This is a genomic window from Rhodococcus sp. 06-1460-1B, from assembly GCF_002258475.1.
Taxonomy (GTDB): Bacteria; Actinomycetota; Actinomycetes; order Mycobacteriales; family Mycobacteriaceae; genus Rhodococcoides; species Rhodococcoides fascians.
This window is the reverse complement of sequence record NZ_NOYS01000037.1, coordinates 1-14652: the sequence shown is the minus strand read 5'-3', so window position 1 is coordinate 14652 and position 14652 is coordinate 1. Positions and strand designations below refer to the sequence as shown.

11 protein-coding genes and 1 pseudogene are annotated in these 14652 nt (G+C 65.3%); 6 read left to right on the top strand and 6 right to left on the bottom strand.

What is annotated here, in order from left to right; all coding sequences use genetic code 11:
- Nucleotides 1-138: 138 nt before the first annotated feature.
- Nucleotides 139-1332 carry an MFS transporter gene (locus CH268_RS21780; protein WP_094665948.1) on the bottom strand — a complete coding sequence of 398 codons (1194 nt, stop codon included), beginning with the start codon at nucleotides 1330-1332 and terminating at the stop codon, nucleotides 139-141.
- Between the two features lie 138 nt (nucleotides 1333-1470).
- Here CH268_RS21780 and CH268_RS21775 point away from each other — a divergent pair, with 138 nt between their 5' ends.
- Complete coding sequence (locus CH268_RS21775; protein WP_094665876.1) at nucleotides 1471-2352, top strand: LysR family transcriptional regulator; 882 nt, start codon at nucleotides 1471-1473, stop codon at nucleotides 2350-2352.
- Nucleotides 2353-2419: 67 nt separating this feature from the next.
- On the opposite strand, the gene CH268_RS21770 is transcribed toward CH268_RS21775, so the two are convergent.
- The 5 genes and pseudogenes from CH268_RS21770 to CH268_RS21745 form a co-directional block, all read right to left on the bottom strand.
- Nucleotides 2420-4477, bottom strand: a complete 2058-nt coding sequence (locus CH268_RS21770; protein WP_094665875.1) for a PhoX family protein — start codon at nucleotides 4475-4477, stop codon at nucleotides 2420-2422.
- Nucleotides 4478-4560: 83 nt separating this feature from the next.
- Nucleotides 4561-5289 carry an amino acid ABC transporter ATP-binding protein gene (locus tag CH268_RS21765; protein ID WP_174557188.1) on the bottom strand — a complete coding sequence of 243 codons (729 nt, stop codon included), beginning with the start codon at nucleotides 5287-5289 and terminating at the stop codon, nucleotides 4561-4563.
- Between the two features lie 5 nt (nucleotides 5290-5294).
- Nucleotides 5295-7010: pseudogene (locus CH268_RS28315) on the bottom strand (ABC transporter substrate-binding protein/permease).
- A gap of 125 nt (nucleotides 7011-7135) precedes the next feature.
- A complete protein-coding gene (locus CH268_RS21750) occupies nucleotides 7136-7900 on the bottom strand; it encodes an LLM class F420-dependent oxidoreductase (protein ID WP_094665874.1) in 765 nt (254 codons plus the stop codon).
- 72 nt (nucleotides 7901-7972) lie between these two features.
- Nucleotides 7973-8482 carry a TIGR04338 family metallohydrolase gene (locus tag CH268_RS21745; RefSeq protein ID WP_094665873.1) on the bottom strand — a complete coding sequence of 170 codons (510 nt, stop codon included), beginning with the start codon at nucleotides 8480-8482 and terminating at the stop codon, nucleotides 7973-7975.
- Between the two features lie 107 nt (nucleotides 8483-8589).
- On the opposite strand from CH268_RS21745, the gene CH268_RS21740 reads away from it, so the two are divergent.
- Genes CH268_RS21740 through CH268_RS21720 form a run of 5 tightly spaced genes read left to right on the top strand, consistent with a single transcriptional unit; the run spans nucleotide 8590 to nucleotide 14592 of the window.
- The gene (locus CH268_RS21740) at nucleotides 8590-9315 is read left to right on the top strand and encodes an ATP-binding cassette domain-containing protein (protein ID WP_094665872.1); all 726 of its coding nucleotides are present in this window, start codon (nucleotides 8590-8592) and stop codon (nucleotides 9313-9315) included.
- Entirely contained in the window at nucleotides 9312-10073 is a 762-nt protein-coding gene (locus tag CH268_RS21735) for an ABC transporter ATP-binding protein (protein WP_176458022.1), read from the top strand. The genes CH268_RS21740 and CH268_RS21735 overlap by 4 nt, the downstream gene beginning before the upstream one ends.
- Before the next feature lie 17 nt (nucleotides 10074-10090).
- Nucleotides 10091-11575 carry an ABC transporter substrate-binding protein gene (locus CH268_RS21730; RefSeq protein WP_255182471.1) on the top strand — a complete coding sequence of 495 codons (1485 nt, stop codon included), beginning with the start codon at nucleotides 10091-10093 and terminating at the stop codon, nucleotides 11573-11575.
- Nucleotides 11576-11578: 3 nt separating this feature from the next.
- The gene (locus tag CH268_RS21725) at nucleotides 11579-13330 is read left to right on the top strand and encodes an ABC transporter permease subunit (RefSeq protein WP_217900930.1); all 1752 of its coding nucleotides are present in this window, start codon (nucleotides 11579-11581) and stop codon (nucleotides 13328-13330) included.
- Nucleotides 13327-14592: an MDR family MFS transporter gene (locus CH268_RS21720; protein WP_094665869.1), complete on the top strand. Its 1266-nt coding sequence runs from the start codon at nucleotides 13327-13329 to the stop codon at nucleotides 14590-14592. The genes CH268_RS21725 and CH268_RS21720 overlap by 4 nt, the downstream gene beginning before the upstream one ends.
- The last annotated feature ends 60 nt before the right edge of the window (nucleotides 14593-14652 follow it).

Sequence of the window (14652 nt, the reverse complement as noted above, 5' to 3'; positions counted from 1 at the left end):
GTGCGCCTCCGAGCCAAGAGAAGTAGTTCGTGTTTCTATGGTTTGTTCGTGCCGACTCTGGGTATGTCGCCGTCGGCAGCGTGAGTGTTACCCACATCTCATCGAGAACGACTCAACCACGTCTCGGAACAGAACGCATTAGTGACTGTTCACCATCGTCGGCTCAGGCCCACCGGGCGTCCCGCACGTGTTTTCCTCCCGATGACGGGCGTCCACCTGCAGATCCAGCAGCCAGACCAGTAGTCCGGCGACCGCGAACACGGCCCCCGCAGCGCACACACCTGCCCACTCGAAATGCTTCCACGCCAACGTCCCGACGGCAGATCCTGCTGAGGCGCCCACGAAGTACGTCGTCATGTAGACGGAGTTGATTCGGGCGCGAGCGGCCGGTTCCAGGGCGTAGACGATGTGCTGGTTGCTCACGTGCACGCCCTGCAGTGCCAGGTCGAGAAGTACGAATGCGACCACGAACACCACCCAGTAGTGGCCGCCGACGGCGAACATCGGCCAGAGTGCGATCAGCAGAACCGCACAGGTACCGCTGGCCCATTGCACCAGTCCGCGGTCTGCGAGCCGGCCCGCGACGGAGGCCATCAGAGCGCCGCCGACACCGGCCAATCCGATCAGTCCGATCTGGACGGCACCGAAGCCGAACCTCGACGACAGCAACAGCGTCATCGTCGCGAACACCGTGCTCACCGACGCGAAGCCGAGACCGCCGAGCACCGCGCGAGTCCGAAGCCTGGGGTGGGTGCGTACCAGCCGAACCATCGACACCAGCGCCGAGCCGTAGGTGACGTCGGCCGTCACGGTGTTGCGTGGCAGCACCCGCCACAGGCCGGCCGCGGCGACCAGCATCAACACTGCTGCCACGCGGTAGACGCCCTGCCACCCCGTCACCGACGACAGCAGCCCCGAGATGCTGCGTGCCAGCAGGATGCCCGTCAGCAACCCGCCCATGACCACTCCGACGATGCGTCCGGATTGCTCCGGGTGTGCCATCGACGCGGCGAACGGCACGATCACCTGCGCCGCCACCGAGAACAGTCCAGCGATCGCCGTGCCGACGAGGAGCCAGGAGAGGCCGGGAGCGAATCCGGTGATCGCCTGACCCGTCGCAGCGAGAATCATCAGCCCGACGCTCAACGTGCGGCGATCGACGACGTCGCCGAGAGGCACGATGAGCAGCAGGCCGAGGGCATAGGAAATCTGTGCGACGGTCACCGAGGTGGCTGCCGCTGTCTCGGACACGTCGAATTCGGTGGCAATGAGGTCGAGCAGCGGCTGGTTGAGATAGTTGCCGCCGGCCGAGAGTCCGGTGGCGATCGCCATCAGGGCGACGACGGGGGTGCTCACGCCGGTGCGCGAGGTGCTTGCTGTCTTCACATGAACAAGGGTGCTCGTTGCACATCCAGCTGTCCAATAGAACGTTCCGAAAGATCGATCGTCGAAACAGATAGAGTCGCGAACGTGGAACTCAGACACATGCGGTACGCCGTGGCGGTCGCCGAAGAGCAGCACTTCGGGCGTGCAGCAGCTCGGCTGCGAGTCGCTCAATCGGCGCTGAGCAGCCAGATCAGAGACCTGGAAAAAGAGCTGGGCGTAGAACTGTTCGCGCGCACGAGCCGAAGCGTCACCATCACCCCGGCCGGACAGATCTTTCTCGAACGCGCGCACAGCGTGCTCGGTGCCGTGTCCCGATTGGTGGCCGACGTCGCGCCCGATCCCACGACCGCCATCAGGCGGCTGCGTATCGGCATGATTGCGCCTCTCGCCCGTGTCGATCTGGCCGCGGTGGTCGGCCGGATCTCCCAGCGATTTCCCAACACGTCGGTGACGTTGCTGCCGCGGCCGAGCGCCGACGTTCTCGACGGCATCGCACGCGGAGACCTCGATCTCGGAATCATCGGACTCGCGCCCGGACGCCCACATCCGGGATTGACCGTCACCGCCCTGTGGACCGAGCCGCTGTCACTGTTCGTCGGTCCCGATCATCCTTGGGCTCAAAGGAATTCGATACGGTTGGCCGACCTGTCCGAGATAACGATGATCGACCGGCCGGCGGGAAGCGAGGCCAGACTGCAATCCGATCATGCATTCACCCGCTCGTCGGTTCCCCGTGGACACATTCTGGAGGCCGATTCGGCCGACCTCATCGGTCAACTCACCGCAGCAGGGTTGGGGGTGACACTGCTGCCGTCGTCCTTGGCGTCGATCCTCCCCGAACTGCACATGATCGACGTCGTCGATGCACCGACCCGAACGGTGTCGGTGGTGACCAACCCCGAGCACGCGAATGCGGTGATCGCCGCCGTGGTCGAGGATTTGATCGCGTCGTCGGTGGCGAAGTGAACACCGCCCGATGCCCGTAGTCGAGGATTCGACTACGGGCATCGTGGCTCTATCGGAACAGTCTGGGCTAGGCGGACTTCCACACCGCGACGATGGACGGCCGCGGCTGCGTGTCGCCGCCGTCGGGCCAGTGCGAGATCGGAGCGTCGGCGGTGGCGTCGTCGCTTTCACCCGGGTGCTGGACGCAGACCATGACGCGCTCGTCGGTGACGATGGGGCCACAGGTCTCGCCGCCGGCGGGGACGGTCAGGAACTGACGTGTCTCGCCGCGACGGGGGCCGTCGAGCACCACGGCGAACAGGCCGTCGTTGGAGTCGAGGGCATTACCGTCGGTCGAGACCCACAGGTTGCCCTTCGAGTCGAAGGCGAGGTTGTCGGGGCACGAGATGGGGCTGACCTGACTCTTGTCGAATCCGCCGAAGTACGTGTCGGCCTCGTTCGGATCACCGCAGACCAACAACAGGTTCCACGTGAACGACGTCCCGGCGTGGTCGTCGTCGAGTTCGAGTACCTGCCCGTTCTTGTTCTTGTTGCGGGGATTGGCCTCGTCGGCGGCCGCCTTGCCCTCGGTGCCGCGGTTGGAGTTGTTGGTCAGTGCGACATACACCTTGCCGGTCACCGGGTTCGGCTCGAAGTCTTCGGGGCGGTCCATCTTGGTCGCGCCCACTGCGTCGCCCGCCTGACGGGTGAACACGGCGACTTCCTCGGCCGACATACCGTCGACGAGAGACTTGCCGCGGCCGTCCTCGCCGGTTTCGAGCAAGGGGATCCACGTTCCGCTGCCACGGAATTCACCGTTGGAGGGCAGCGTGCCCGAGCCGTCGATCTCGTCGGGCGTATCGCCGGTGAGGTTGGCGACGTAGAGCGTGCCGGCGTCGAGCAAGGTCAGGTTGTTGCGCATCGCGGCCTGGCCGGTGCCGGGCATCATCTTTCGGCTCGAGACGAACTTGTACATGTAGTCGAAACGTTCGTCGTCGCCGCTGTACGCCACGACGGTGCCGTCGTCGGTGACGTGGATGGTCGCGGCCTCGTGCTTGAACCGGCCCAGAGCGGTGTGCTTGATAGGGGCCGACTGCGGATCCCACGGATTCACCTCGACGATGTAGCCGAATCGATTGACCTCGTTGGGTTCCTGAGCCAGATCGAATCGCTTGTCGAAGCGCTCCCACTTACGTTCGCTGGCACCGCCTTCGACGCCGTAGCGCGACAGGCGCTTGGCCACAGTCGCATCCGTGACGGTCTCAGCGTTGGCGAAATACTGGTTGAAGTTCTCCTCGCCGGAGAGCACCGTTCCCCACGGGGTCAGACCGCCCGAGCAGTTGTTGAACGTGCCGAACACCTTGGTGCCGGTGGGGTCCACGCTGGTTTTGAGGAAGTCGCTGCCTGCGGCGGGCCCGGTGATAACGAACTCGGTGGTGCCGGTGATGCGCCGGTTGTACTGGCCCATAGCGGGGGTGAGCTTGCCGGTGCCCGATTCGCCCTGCACCTGCACGACGGAAAGTCCATGTGCCGCAAGGGCTACGTCGAACTGCTCGCGGGTGGGGTTCTCCGCGTCGTAGCCCTTGAACATTGCCGGCTCGGTGCTGTACTCGTGGTTGACCACCAGCAGGTGGGCGTTGGGCGTGCCCTCGATCGGCAGCAGGCCGGCGAAGTCGTTGTTGAAACCGAACTGCTTCTCCTGCGCAGCGCCCGTCTGCTTGTCGAAGTCGAAGGCCGGTGCGCCCGCGACGACGGCGTCGCCCCACCGAATGACGATGCCCTGCTCGTAACCGTCGGGAACGACGACGGCATCCTCGGTGTTCGGTTCCACTGCAACGAAATCTACGCCGTCGACGGGCGGAGTATCGGTTCCCGACGTACCCGTGGTTGCGCTACCGGTCGCGGCCGGCTCGTCGGTCGAACATGCGGCCAGTGCGCTACCGGCACCGACGGCGAGCACTGCCATGGCCCCGCCCTTGATGACGCCGCGCCGTGACATCGCGGTCTTGACGATGTCGCCGAAGTACTGGCCCTTCGACGTATTGGGAATCTCGTGGAAACAGGCATCGCCGCACTTGTACTTGCAGGTCAACGATGATCGTTTGGAGCTTCCGTCGTGAACGGCGAACAGGGGCAGTGGCTTCATGTCACGGCACGCTGTCACCCAAAAGCGAAAGTAAAGGAACGCTCAGGTGAAGTCCCGGATAACGAGGTAACCCTTGGTCGCTGCTACAGCACCTGCGAGAGGAATGTCTTCAGTCGATCGGTGTGCGGATCGTCGAACAACTGCTCCGGCGTTCCGGTTTCGACGGCGCTGCCGTGATCCATGAACAGGACCTTGTTCGACACCGACCGAGCGAAGCCCATTTCGTGGGTCACCACGACCATCGTCATGCCGCCCTTGGCGAGGTCGGCCATCAATGCCAGCACTCCCTTGACCAGTTCCGGGTCCAGTGCAGAGGTGGCCTCGTCGAAGAACATCACCTCGGGCTTCATGGCCAGTGCTCGCGCGATGGCGACGCGCTGCTGCTGGCCGCCGGAGAGATTGCCCGGACGCGAATCCGCCTTGTTGGCCAGGCCCACCAGTTCGAGCTGCTCCATCGCGGCCGCGCGCGCCGCATCCTTGTTGAGCCCCAGCAGCTTCTGCGGCCCGAGCGCGATGTTGTCGGCGACGGTCTTGTGCGGGAACAGGTTGAAGTGCTGGAACACCATGCCGATGCGTTGACGAAGTTCGTCGGGATTGTCCTTCAGCACCGACTTGCCGTCGAGCAGGATGTCTCCCTGCTCGGGCTCGTGCAGGCGATTGAGGGCCCGCAACAGCGTGGACTTACCCGAGCCCGAGGGCCCGATGACGGTGGTGGTCTTACCTGCGTCGACATGCAGGCTCACCCCACGCAGAACCTTGTTGGTACCGAACGACAGGTGAATGTCCTTGCCGGTCAGAGAAACTGAAGTCACGTCGGCTACCTCTCCACCACGATGGATGTTTCGACGGGACCGAGGGTGCCCGAGGTGTCGGCCTTACCGGATCGCAGGCGTCGGTCGATGTAATTGACCAGGTGCGTCAGTGGGATGGTCAGGATGAGATAGAACAATCCGGCGGCCAGCAGCGGCGAGAGATTGCCGGTCTGGGCGGCGGTGTCCTGGCCGACGCGGAACAATTCTCGTTGCGAGGCAAGCAGACCCAGGAAGTAGATCAGCGAGCTGTCCTTGATCAACGAGATGAACTGGTTGACGATCGCCGGCAGCACGCGCCGAATGCCCTGCGGCACGACCACAAGGTTCATGGACCGGCGGTAGCTGAAACCCAGTGCGCGGGAGGCTTCGAGCTGTCCGGAGTCGACACTCTGAATGCCGGAGCGGAAGATCTCACCGAAGTAGGCCGCTGCCATCAACGACAGTGCCAGGATGCCCAACGGGAACGGGCTTCTGCTGCCGGTGAATTGGGTCAGCGTCGGGCCGAACCCGAGGCCGATGAGCAGGATGACCACGGCGGCGGGTAGTCCACGAAAGATGTCCGTGTACACCCGCGCCGGCCACCGGAGCCAGCGGGTGCGGGAGATACCCGCCACCGCCAGCCCGAGTCCGATCACGGTACCGATCACTCCCGACGAGACCGCCAGAATGAGGGTGTTCGGCAATCCGACCGTGACCAGTTTGGGAATGGTCTCGCCGATCAGTTCCCAATCGAAGAACGTGTCGTACAGATTCGACAGAGTGCTCATGAGGTACGAGTGCCCTTACGACGCCGGCAGAACGGACGCCTTGCTGCCCGGCTTCCAGTCGGTGGGGACCTCACGGTCCGGGTACCACTGCTTCTCGAGCGTGCTCCAGGTGCCGTCGTCGACCACGGCGTCGAGGCCGGCGTTCAGGGCGTCGATCAACGGCTGGTTGTCCTTGGCGACGGCGTAGGCGGTGAAGTTGGTGGTGTTGATGGTCTTCTCCAGAATGGAGACACCGTCCTCGGTCTTGACCTGACCGGTTGCCTGCTGCGACGGTGCGACCCAGGCGTCGACCTGACCGGACTTCACGTTCGCGTACGCGGTGTTGTAATCCGGGAACCGCACCGGCTCGATGCCGAGGGTGTTGGTGACGTAATCGTCCTGCACGGTGCCCTGCACGACGGCGATGCGCTGATCGGCGTTCAACTCGGCGATCGTTTTGATCGAGTAGTCGTTCTTCGCGACCAGTGCCATCTCACCGAAGTCGTAACCGTTGGTGAAGCCGACGGTCTGACGACGGGCGTCCGTGGTCGAGATGGACGAGGAACCGGCGTCGTAGACCTTGTTGTTGACCGCTGCGAGCAGGCCCGAGAACTCGGTCGCCGAGAATTCGACGGTGAGGTTCAGCTTGGCCGCGACGGCTTTGAGTAGCTCGTTGTCGAAGCCGGTGAAGTTGCCTGCGTCGTCGATGAAGATGTTCGGCGGCGCGTCGGACAGGGTGCCGACGTACAACGTCCCCGGCTTGATCAGACCGAGGTTCGCGGTGTCGATCTGATCGAGCGCGGTGACGCTGTCGGTCGTGTACTTGTCGAGCGAGGCCTGGTCGGAACCGGCCAGAGCGTTCTCGCCGGTGCCACCCGAGCTTCCGTCGGAACACGCGACGGCTCCGAGCGTGAGTGCGAGCGTCGCAGCAACTGCTGCGATGGCACGGCCTCGTAAACGACGTGTGTTCAAGATGAAGCTCCTAGGTGCAATCGGGAGGGACGAACGAGGCTATCGTGCCGATGGAGGCACACCACAATCACATTGCAGTTGTATGAAGCAACCCGCTTGTTCCCGAAATTCCCTCACCTCAATCGCGTCTAGCGGTGTGCGTCCCGCCACGCGATGGCCTCGCCCAGTTCCGTGAGGTCGTAATCCGGTCCCCCGGTACCGACGGTGAACAGCGTGGCTCCGGCGTCGACGAAGTCCTGTGCGGTGTCCGCGCCCGGCCACGAGACCGAGCGGGTGATGCCCGAGGTGTCCCGCCCGACGGTGGTGCCGTGCTCGGCGAGGATCTTGGATTTACGCTTCAGTGCATCGAGGTCGGCGAAGCTGTGCCAGATGTGGGCGTACTCGGCCACGAGCTTGAGGGTCTTCTTCTCACCGCCGCCGCCGATGAGGATCGGGATGTCTCGCGTCGGGGCCGGGTTACCGACGTCGAGGCGGTGCCGAATCCTGCCGAGGCTCTCCTTGAGCAGCGCCAGACGTGAACCGGCCGTACCGAATTCGTAGCCGAAGTTGTCGTAGTCCTTCTCGTTCCATCCGGCACCGATACCGAGAATCAGTCGGCCGCCGCTGATGTGATCGACGGTGCGCGCCATGTCTGCCAGCAGGTCGGGGTTGCGGTAGCCACCTCCGGTGACGAGCGCGCCGATCTCCACGTTCGACGTCTGCTCGGCCCAGGCACCGAGCATCGTCCAGCACTCGAAATGCGCGCCGTCGAGGTCGCCGTACAGCGGATAGAAGTGGTCCCAGTTGAAGACGATGTCGACTCCCGCGTCTTCGGACCGCAGCACCGCGTCGCGGATCAGCTGATAGTCGGGCGCGTGCTGGGGCTGAAGCTGAACACCGATCTTGACGGTCATGTACGTCTCCTCGTCGTGTGGGCTGTCTCACCCATGATGCACCTCGTTTCCCGCGATGCACGTCGACCGAGATCAGCCGACTCGTACTCCGCTCTCGGCCATCATCGCTCGGAGAACGAACCCGGCCTCGGAGCCGACGATGTCGCCGACCAACGTGATGTAGCGATCGACGAACGCTCCGCCGTGCTGTTGCTCGTCCTCGTCACCGAAGTGGTGAGCCAGTTCGTGGAGCACCACCAGCTCGCGCAGCGCCCAGGCCCGATTGCCCTGGTGCAGGGGTACGGCGATGGTGGCGGTATCGCGCTCGTAGTGGGCGGCACCCGAGCCCGAACGAGCGCGGACGGTGATCACACGGCCGACGTTCGGCCAGGTGGCCGTGATCCAGTCCATCGCCAGCACCGCATCGACGTAGGTCTGCACGGATGTCAGCGAGGCGAACTTCCGCTCGATCGGCAGCGTGATCTGGGAACCCATCACCGTGACGACGCGGTTGTCGCGCTCCTCGGCGCGATCGAACATGGTTCGCACCAGTTGTTCGGCGTCGTAGACGGCCGACCGCTGTGCGTCCCTCGGCCTGCTCACCGGGCCAGCATAAGCGTCGCCGAGTTGTTTCCAGTACGGCGCTCGCCTATGGTTCAAGCGACAACGATTGTCGAAGTCATTCCCACTTCCAGACTCAGGAGTTCGTCGTGCTCGTCGTCGAGGATCTATGCGTCGACGCCGGCCGCACCCGCATCGTCAACGGCGTCTCGTTCGAGATACCCACGGGTCGACGCGTCGGCCTGCTGGGCGCCTCGGGTTCGGGAAAGTCCTCCATCGCGTCTGCTCTGGTCGGATCTCTGCCGCCGGGACTGACGTGCTCCGGTCGCGTCGTGGTCGACGGCCACGACGTCGCAGGAGTTCCGACGCCGCAGCGTCCGCGCAGCGCTCGTCCGGCGATGGTGTTCCAGGACTCCGCAACCGCGTTGAACCCGATGGTGACCGTCGGTGCCCAGTTGCGCACTCGGGACGCCGCCGCGCTGCTGGAACGCGTCGGTCTGCACGACACCGCGCGCGTCCTGGCCTCGCACCCACTCGAACTCTCCGGCGGGCAACGTCAACGTGTATGCATCGCAATGGCATTGGCGCGTCAGTCCTCCTTGGTGATCGCCGACGAACCGACGACGGCACTGGACGTCCTGAGTCAGGCGCGCGTTCTCGACGCTCTGCGGCAGGTGCCGTCGTTGCTACTGATCACCCACGACATCGCCGTCGCCGCGCAGTTGTGCGACCACCTGCTGGTTCTCGATTCCGGCAGAATCATCGAATCCGGTTCCACTGCAACGGTACTCAAGAACCCATGCTCGGATCGAACGCGACAGATGATCGACGTGGCTCGGGCGGCTGACCCGTTCCGGCAGCTGGTTGCATCGTGAGCCTGGACGAGTCTGCCGGTTTGGTGGGTACGGCACTCACGCGGCAGTACGACCGGCACGGCACGTCGCACACCGCGTTGGATGCCGTCACGTTCGCGGTGCCGCCGACCGGCCGGATTGCCGTCGTCGGTGAATCCGGTTCCGGTAAAACGACATTGCTGCGCTTGCTGCTGGCCGTCGATGCCCCGAGCGGCGGAAGTATCTCGCTCGACGGGCGAGTCGTCCGACCCGGATCGGCCGGATCGCTACGGTGGTTCCGCCGCCGGGTGCAGTACATTCCGCAGGATCCGGCGACCAGCCTCGACCCGCGCCGCAGCGTCCTCGACCTCGTCGCTACTCCGCTACGCCTACTCGGTATCGAGGGTGATCACCGAGCCACGGCCACCGGCGCATTGTCTGCCGTCGGACTCGATGCGCACTTCTTGGCTCGCCGTTCGGCCGAGTTGTCCGGCGGACAGAAACAACGAGTCGCCATCGCCCGAGCCGTGGCCTGCGCGCCGCACTATCTGTTGGCGGACGAGCCGGTCAGTGGACTCGATCCCGACCTCAGAGAGCAGGTGCTCGATGTACTTGCCGGCCTACCGGGTGCGCTGCTGATCGTCAGCCACGACCTGTCGGCCGTGGCCAGACTCTGCAGCGACGTGTCGGTGATGCAGGAGGGTCGCATCGTCGAATCCGGTTCTGTCCGCACCGTTCTCACTCGGCCCCAGCACGAGCACACCCGAGATCTGATCGACGCCGTTCCTCGGCTCACGTAACACAATCAGGAGCTACATTGACCAGCAACATGTTTCGCATCGGCGCGCTCGCAGCAGTGGGCACACTGACGCTCACCGGGTGCTTTTCGTCCAGTTCTGCCTCCTCCGACGACGGCGAGAACCGCGTGCGCGTCGCAATGCTGCAGCCACCTCGTTCGGGGTTGTCCCAGTTCAGTGACGACGCCTTCAAGCTGTCGCGCTGGTCCACCGCCGAGACGTTGATCGTTCTCGACGATCTCGGTGAGGCCGAGCCGGGTCTGGCCACCGCCTGGAACCGCGTGGACGATCGGACCTGGAACTTCGACATCCGGCCGGACGTCACGTTCCACAACGGAGCCCCGCTCGACGCAGCGGCCGTCGTCACCGCACTGACCGCAGCCACGCAGTCGGCCCCCAAGCCGCGCATCCTCGACGGCGTCGACATGACGGTGACCGCCACCGACGCCGACAGCGTCGCCGTGACCACTGCCGACGTCGATCCACTGGTACCGCAACGACTGTCGAGCCCACAGCTGGCCATCCTGGCACCCGACGCGTACTCGACGGGCAGCAGCAACCCCATCGGAACCGGCACCGGGCCCTTCGTGCTGAAGGCCGTGAACGGCACGTCGACAGCAACTCTCGACCGCAACGAGAACTACTGGGGAGAGCCGGCGAAGGTCTCCGGCATCGACGTCGACTTCGTACCCGACGGCACGGCCCGCGCCGCAGCGCTACGCAACGGCACAGCCGATGTGGTGGAGGCGATTCCGGTGTCTCAGGCCGCCAACGTCGATCAGGCACTCGTGCACGAGGTGCCGATGCCGCGCACCAACACCCTGTACCTGAACACCGAGTCCGGGGTCTTCGCAGACCCGGCCATGCGCGCAGCCGCACGCGAATCGATCGACCGCGACCGTCTGGTCGATCAGGTGTACGAGGGCCGCGCCGACGTCGCGAAGGGACTGCTCGGCCCCGCTCTGCCGTGGGCAGCCGACCGGCCGTCGCGTACGCAGACCGCGGCCGGCGACGCCGCGGGCAAGAAGATCACCCTCGCCACCTTCACCGACCGAGCCGAACTCCCGGAGGTCGCGGTGCTGCTGCAGCAGGAGCTCGAAGCCAAGGGCTTCGTCGTCGAACAGGTCGTACGCGAGTATCAGTTCATCGAAACCGATGCTCTCGCCGGTGCATTCGATGCGTTCATTCTTTCCCGCGCCACCGTGCTCGACTCCGGAGACCCGGCGGCGTACATGTACTCCGACTTCGCCTGCGAGGGATCGTTCAACATCTCGCAGTTCTGCGATCCGCAGGTCGACACCGCGCTCGCCGACGCCGCAGCCACCGATCCCGGCGACGCTCGCCGCACCGCAATACTCGAGGCCGAAAAACTGATCCTCGAGAAAGACGCTGCGGTACCGCTGCTGCACGAACGCGTCATCCAAGGAGAATCCGAGAACGTGACCGGCGTGGCTCGCGATCCACGCGAGCGCACCTTGATCACCAACCAGACCGCCTTCGAGTAGGCAGTGAGAACGACTGCCTCACGGCTGCTCTCGGTGGCGGGCGTCGTACTGCTCGTCGGTATGCTGCCGTGGTTGTCCGACCGAGACCCCGCACTGAGCATTCTGCGGGCACGCTCCGCCGAGCAAGAAGCGACCCCCGAGGCCCTCGCGGCCATCCGCAACGACCTCGGTCTCGACGCCGGGCCGCTACGAACCTTCTGGAACTGGCTCACCGGCCTCGCGTCGGGCAACCCCGGAACATCCTGGAACACCGGCAAACCCGTACTGCCCGGTGCGCTCGAGGCACTGTCCGTCTCGCTGACCCTGATGGGTTTCGCGATGGTCGTCGCGCTCGTGACGGCCGCTCTCGTCGTCCTGCCGAGCATGCGGGCCGGGCTGCGCGGCACGCCGAAACGTACCGGCGGAAGCGTCGCCGCTGCCCTGACGTCCCTGCCCGAGTTCCTGCTCGCCTCGGTACTGGTGGTCGTCGGAGCAGTGTGGTTGTCGTTTCCGGCGTACGGGTGGAACGGGCCGGAATATGCGGTGTTACCCGCACTGGCACTGGGCCTTCCAGCGGGTGGATTGATCGGTCGTCTCCTCGCCGACGCAGTAGCCGTCACCTTCACCGAGGGATGGGTGACCACGTGGACGGTGGCCGGGTTCTCCCGGCGGCAGATCGCGCTCGCTGTGTTGCGCCGGGCCGTCCCGGGACTCGCCTCGCAGGTCGGCTTGATCATGGTCGCCATGACGGGCGGTGCAGTGGCCGTCGAAAAGGTCTTCGCCATACCGGGATTGGGGCGCTCGACGCTCGGTGACGCGCAGTCGCAGGACCTGCCCGCCCTACAGATCGACATCCTGCTGCTGCTGGCCGTCAGTGCCGCCCTCGGTATCGCGGCGGAACTGTTGCGCCGTCTACTGCTCGGCAGCGCACTGCACGAGAAGGCGATGCCGATCCCGGCCGGGGTGTTCCACCCGTCACCGCGTCGGTGGATCGTTCCGATTGCAGCCGCATCGCTGCTCGCGGTCATGGTTCTGGTGGGGCTGCCACGAGACGGCCAGGTCACCACACGTGAGAAGTTCGCCCGACCATCGTCGGAGTTCCCGTTCGGAACCGACGCGTCCGGCCGCGACCTGCTCGCCCGAGTGGCGGACGGGGCTGTGCGATCGATCGGACTGTCGCTGGCAGTCACGCTGGCGGCCCTGTTCGTCGGGGTGCTGCTGGGGTTGATTCCCCGAGCAACCCGAGGGCTCGTGGAGGTCACCAATTCCGCTCCGCCCGTCGTGACCGGCATCCTCATCGCCGCGATCTGGGGTCCGAGCGCCGGCGGGGCGGCTGTCGCGGTCCTGATCGTGACGTGGGCTCCACTCGCCGCGCACACCGCCGCACTCGTCGACGAGGCGCGAGCACAGCCCTACATCTCCATCCTGCCGACACTCGGTGCCGGCAACGGTCGAATCCTGTTCGGGTCCATCGTTCCCGGTGTGCTGCCGGCCGTGTTTCGGCACGCCATGATCCGCCTGCCCGGTGTCGCTCTGGCGCTCGCCGCCCTCGGATTTCTGGGACTCGGTCCGCAACCGCCGACCGCGGATTGGGGACTGATCCTGTCCGACGGGGTAGCCGCCGTCGAGCGAGCACCGTGGGTTGCGGCCGCTCCGCTGGCGTCGTTGATCGCACTGGCCGTCCTCGCCGTCTCCGTCGCCAGCGCGACGTCGGGGCGGGTGAGAACGACCGGTAGCGTTGACGGCAAAGTCGATGCAGGAGGGCGCGTTACATGAGTTCGAGGACCGACAAGTCGCCGACGCGGTGGCGGTGGTCGTTTCTCGTCGACCTCGGGCGCGCCACGCCCACGGTGCGATTGCTGGTTCTCACCCAGATGACGTTCAACATCGGCTTTTTCATGGTGTTGCCGTATCTGTCGGTGCACCTGACGTCCGATCTCGGACTCGGAGCGGCACTCGTCGGCGTCGTCCTCGGTATCCGAACGTTCTCGCAGCAGGGCCTGTTCTTCGTGGGCGGCACCCTCGCCGATCGGTGGGGCATCAAGCCGGTGGTCCTCGTCGGCTGTGTCCTGCGAGTACTGGGGTTCCTGGGCCTGGCTGCGTTCGATTCTCTCGCCGGTGTCGTCGCCGCGACGGTACTGGTCGGGTTCGCGGCCGCATTGTTTTCTCCCGCAGTGGAATCCGCGATCGCCATCGAAGCAGGCAAGAGCGAACGCAGCGGCGGTGCCACCCGAGTTCAGACCTTCGCGCTGTTGTCGGTGTGCAATCAGATCGGATCGTTCACCGGCCCACTCATCGGATCTCTGCTGTTGTTGGCCGATTTCCGGATCGCATGCCTCACGGCCGCAGTCATTTTCGTACTCGTCATCGCCGCACACATCAGATGGCTGCCGCGCGAGCCCGGCGAACACCGCGACGATCCGTGGCTCTCGGGCTGGACCGACGTGATCCGCAACCGCACCTTCGTGCTGTTCGCCGCCGCCATGAGCGCGCAGTTGGTGGCCTACAACCAGCTGTATCTGCTGCTCCCCCTCGAGGTCGAACGGGCCTGGGGAACCCAGACGGTACTCGGCTGGTTCTTCGCAATCTCCGCAGTACTCGTCGTCACGACGCAATTGCCCATCACCCGACGCGTCGCCGCGGTCTCGCCGCGCATCACGCTGCCGGTCGGGTTTGCCGTCATGGCACTCTCTTTCGCGCTGGTGGCGGTCCTCAGTCCTCTGGAGCTGACGGGGCTCGTCGGCCTCATTCCGGCCGCCCTGTTCGTGTTGCTGCTGGCACTGGGGCAGATGATCGCGATGCCGCAGGCGCGCGACCTCGTCCCCAAGATGGCTGCCGAACGCCGACTCGGCTCGTACTACGGATTCATGGCCTCCCTCGGCGGCATCGGGGTACTCCTCGGCTCGATCGCCGTCGGAGCGGTGATCGACGCGTCACCCGACACCGGCTGGGGCGCAGCAATCCCATGGCTGGTCGCTGCCCTGTTCCCCATCGCCAGCGTCGTGGGACTGCGCGTGGTGCTCGCGCGCCTCGACTGAGTTGGTTCTGGTGTCGCCGGCTTCTGTCGGCCGCCCGCATTTCCCCGCCCCCTTTCCTCC